Raw genomic sequence first — 4,105 nt, forward strand, 5'->3', positions numbered from 1 at the left:
AAAGATGATGTACGAGGTCACAGTAATACGATCTTGAGATTGAATAACAACCACAGTAACTCGATTTTGAGGCTGCATGCTAACCACAGTAACGCAATTCTGAAGTCAAAAGATGATGTACGGGGTCATAGTAATACAATCTTGAGATTGCACTCCAACCACAGTAACTCGATTTTGAGGCTGCATGCTAACCATAGTAACGCTATTTTGAAATCAAAAGATGATGTACGAGGTCACAGTAATACGATCTTGAGATTGAATAATAACCACAGTAACTCGATTTTGAGGCTGCATGCTAACCACAGTAACGCAATTCTGAAGTCAAAAGATGATGTACGGGGTCATAGTAATACAATCTTGAGATTGCATTCCAACCACAGTAACTCGATTTTGAGGCTGCATGCTAACCATAGTAACGCGATCTTGAAGTCAAAAGATGATGTACGAGGTCATAGTAATACGATCTTGAGATTGAATAACAACCACAGTAACTCAATGTTGCGCTTACACGCTAATCACAGTAACTCGATCCTTAGGCTTCATGCCAACCATAGTAACGCGATCTTGAAGTCAAAAGATGATGTACGGGGTCACAGTAATACAATCTTGAGACTGAATAACAACCACAGTAACTCGATTTTGAGGCTGCATGCCAACCACAGTAACGCGATTTTGAAGTCAAAAGATGATGTTCGTGGTCATAGTAATACAATCTTGAGGTTGAATAACAACCACAGTAACTCAATGTTGCGCTTACACGCTAATCACAGTAACTCGATTTTGAGGCTGCATGCCAACCACAGTAACGCGATCTTGAAATCAAAAGATGATGTTCGGGGTCACAGTAATACAATCTTGAGATTGAATAATAATCACAGTAACTCGATTTTGAGGCTGCACGCCAACCACAGTAACGCGATCTTGAAATCAAAAGATGATGTACGAGGTCATAGTAATACAATCTTGAGATTGCATTCTAATCACAGTAACTCGATTTTGAGGCTTCACGCCAACCACAGTAACGCGATCTTGAAATCAAAAGATGATGTACGGGGTCACAGTAATACAATCTTGAGATTGCATTCTAACCATAGTAATGCACATTTGTATCATACAAAAAACCATTCCAACTCAATTTTGAAATTGTGTGACAATACAAAGAATGATAGTAACGCTATTGTGCAGTTGAGACGCGATCATGATGATGACGAAGAAGAGAACTTAGCCTGTTGTCGTTACAACAGTAATGCAATATTGAATCTCAATAAGAAAATTACGAATAACTCAAATGCGATTCTAAATATCCTTGGTAATGCCGATGTGAATTGCTGTCGTTACAATAGCAATGCATTGTTGTACTTGATTAAGAATATGAGTAATACAGAATTGAGATTATTCAGGAATAACAGCCAGGCGCTTTTAGCCTGCTGTAAAAACTCATCGAATACAATTATAAGTATCAGAAAACTTGTTATTCAAAATAGTAATGTCATAGCTTCTGATCCAAATATTTACTTGGATAAAATCAGAACCTTTACTGCTCTGGCAACAACAACGTTTAATCATAAAAATCACTTTATTCACTGTTCAAGAGAGCCAAATTTATTTTCAATAGCTCCAGCAGCAACGTTAACATTACAAAATGCTGTTCTTAAAGACTTCTCTCCGGCTTGTTATGACCCAGTAGGACATGGAAAGCTTATTTTTGGTGATGGAACTATCATTGAGCTTCGTGCTGATAAAAATGATTCCGCATGTGGTGTTCTTGAGCTTAAAAATACGTGGACGTTTGCCGGCGGTAAAATTGTTCTTGATGGTCAAGGGCAAGAGCTGTATTTAAATTCATACAATGCAATGAGTGTTATGCCTGGTACTACGTTGATTATTCAAAATGTTTTATTGAATGGCGTTGGAAATCTGAATAAAAATAATATTAAGTGCGTTGGTCGTGATGCGTTGATTGTGTTTAAGAATACAGAATTGCGTATGACCGATAATTACTCATTCACTAATGGATTTATGAGTTTCTGTTCAGATGCAATAATTTCAGGTGACGATCATATCTTTACCTATGCATCCAATAAGAAGTCAATGGTGACCGGTAACGCGCAATTGCTCATTGATACTGGTGTTACGTTTAGTTACGATTCGCCAGGTGGTAAAAAGCAATTTGGTATGGATCCTACCGCTCGAATAGTTCTTGATGGATGCTCGTTACATTCAACGCGCTCTGGTTTGCATCTAACACAAGGAACGCTTGTTGTTGATGACCGAGTTACATTGAGTAGTGAGGCTTTATATAACGCTCAAGCTCTAGAAATTGATAGTACCAATGTTGAGGTACGAATTCTTCCTGGAGCGACAATGGATATCTATGGAAAGTTTGTTGTGAACTAGCTGCTAGAGCTTTTTAAAGCGACATAATTATTAAATTTGTGCTAAGTGTTGAATTTTTATTTGATGATATGCAACGGTAGGTGCTGTGTAAGTAAAACGTTTAACGATACAAAGCACTTATTGCTTTGCAGCTTTGTAAAACCCACCGTGCATTGTTATGAGAAAAAATAGACATTTTTATACTTTATTCTTTTTGCTCCTTATCTTATCTGCATCCTTAAATGCAAATATTTTGTTTTCAAGTCGCGAATCACGAGTAATTGTTAATTCAGGAAAGTTTCTTGTTAAAACTCCTATTACAGATTGGAATGGAACGCTTGAGGTGACCGGAGCTGTAAGAGGTTCTCCTATTTCATTTAGCAAAGGTATTTTAGAGGCTCAAAGCACGCCGGCTTTTTTTACCGGTGATTTTGATGGTGATGCATCTCGTAAAATTACATTAAAAACAAATCAGTCATTTCGTTCCGATGCCGGAGCATTGGTTAATAAGCTTACTGTTGTTCGTGGTGGAAACTTGCTTCAAGGGAGTCCGCTTTTTACAAACCCTGACGCGGTTCAATTGACTCATCAATTAAGCGACTTAACTATTTCAACACAGTGCCAGTTTAACTCAAATATTGTCCTCAATAATGGAAAAATCCTTCTAAATGATAATCTTTTATTTGCAGATGATCGGTTAATGACCGGCTCTGGTACTGTTGATTTGCGCCGTAACCGGATTTCATTTGGTGGTAAGGTTTTAGCATTTACCAGTGGCATTTTGTGGCAAAATGCAACAGATCTTGTTCTGAATGCTAAGGCATCATTGACAGGGGTTTGGACTTTTACCGGAGCTCAGGCCAATATTGATGGGAATGGGTATATTCTTGATTTGACTGCTGGTGGGACTATCTTTATCAAGCGAGGGACAACGCTCTATTTGAATAGTATTAAGATTAAAGGCCTTGGGCTTGGTCGATTTATTTTTGAAGACAAAACAGCTCAAATGCGACTATCAAATGTAGAGCTTGAAATTGCGCGGAATTATACCCTTACAACTGGGGTAATTTATGCAGATGGGCCAACAAAAATTACCACAGGAAATAAAACATTAACGTTCTCTCAACAAGCGACATTTTCGGTTGATCAAATAACCGTTGGTTACGATACATTGAATTCGGCTGATGCAAATAATATTCAGCCATTGATAGGTGCTTTAGGTAACCCAAGCGGTAAAAATGTTGCTTCGGTGAATAATGGAACAATTGCTCGTTTTGATAGTGGCCTCAGTCAACAGCTTACTAATTGTAGTAATGCGGTTTTAAGGCTAACAGCTAACAACTCTAATGCTCTTTTGAGACTTACAAGGAACAATAGCCAAGCAATTTTGACTTTAAATAATTTAATTCGAGTAAACAGTAATGCTTCTCTGGCTCTGAACAAAAACAACTCAAATACGTTGCTGAGGCTGACAAGAAATAATAGCCAGGCGATTTTGAATTTGAATAATCAAATAAGAGTAAATAGTAACGCGTCGTTGGCTCTGAACAAGAACAATTCAAATAGTTTGCTTGCATTAAATAGAAATAGCTCTAATGCGATTTTGACTCTGGGTAACAACATTCAAACGGCCAATACGAATATTCGTGTAAATAGTAACGCGATGCTTAGGCTAACGCGTAACAATAGCAGTGCGATTGTGTTATCGAATGCAAATGTCCAGACGGCA

General features: G+C 37.8%; 2 protein-coding genes. Both read left to right on the forward strand.

Annotation, left to right across the window (positions count from 1 at the left end; all coding sequences use genetic code 11):
- The coding region (locus JST56_05810) for a hypothetical protein (GenBank protein MBS1988475.1) at window positions 1-2,397 on the forward strand (2,397 nt) is incomplete at its 5' end.
- Window positions 2,398-2,629: 232 nt separating this feature from the next.
- Window positions 2,630-4,105, forward strand: a 1,476-nt coding sequence (locus JST56_05815) for a hypothetical protein (GenBank protein ID MBS1988476.1), incomplete at its 3' end; no start/stop codon positions are given.

The sequence above is a fragment of the Candidatus Dependentiae bacterium genome (genome assembly GCA_018266175.1).
In the GTDB taxonomy this organism is placed as follows: Bacteria; Babelota; Babeliae; order Babelales; family RVW-14; genus JAFEAY01.